Consider the following 607-nt stretch of genomic DNA (forward strand, 5'->3'; position numbering starts at 1 on the left):
TCCAAGGGCTCGGATAATCGCCCTGACTTGGTGGGCCGTGATTTTCGTGCCGCTGGACCGAATCGGTTATGGGTGGCTGACATTACCTACGTCCGTACCGGTAATGGGTTCGTCTACACCGCTTTTGTCACCGATGTGTACTCCCGCAAAATTGTCGGATGGGCATTATCAGATACGATGCGCACGGAAGCGTTGCCACTACAAGCACTCAACCAGGCGATTGTATGCGCAAAGGAAACAACGGGACTGATTCACCATTCAGACCACGGCTCGCAGTATGTGAGCATTGTCTACAATGAGCGCCTTGCTGAGCATGGAATCACTGCCTCTACTGGGACAGTCGGTGACTCCTACGACAATGCTTTGGCCGAGAACGTCAACGGTTCTTACAAAAATGAGCTCATTCATAGGCGGTCGTGGACTGACGTGGTTGATGTTGAGATCGCGACGTTTGAGTGGGTCTCGTGGTGGAACGAATCACGGCTTCACCAAAGTCTCGGCTACCGTACGCCGACAGAGGTAGAAGCAGAGTTTTGGACTGGCAATCCAAATCACGAGAAAATAGAAATCAAGGCAAATGCCTAGGAACAAAACCCGGAGCACTTCA

At 51.7% G+C, this 607-nt stretch carries 1 protein-coding gene; it reads left to right on the forward strand.

Features of this window, described 5'->3' with window-relative positions; genetic code table 11:
- Window positions 1-585 (forward strand): IS3 family transposase (locus QP997_RS09750; protein WP_284847004.1); only part of this gene is annotated, 585 nt, incomplete at its 5' end.
- Window positions 586-607 lie beyond the last annotated feature (22 nt).

Origin of the sequence: Corynebacterium sp. MSK039, from assembly GCF_030232315.1 — a bacterium.
Taxonomy (GTDB): Bacteria; Actinomycetota; Actinomycetes; order Mycobacteriales; family Mycobacteriaceae; genus Corynebacterium.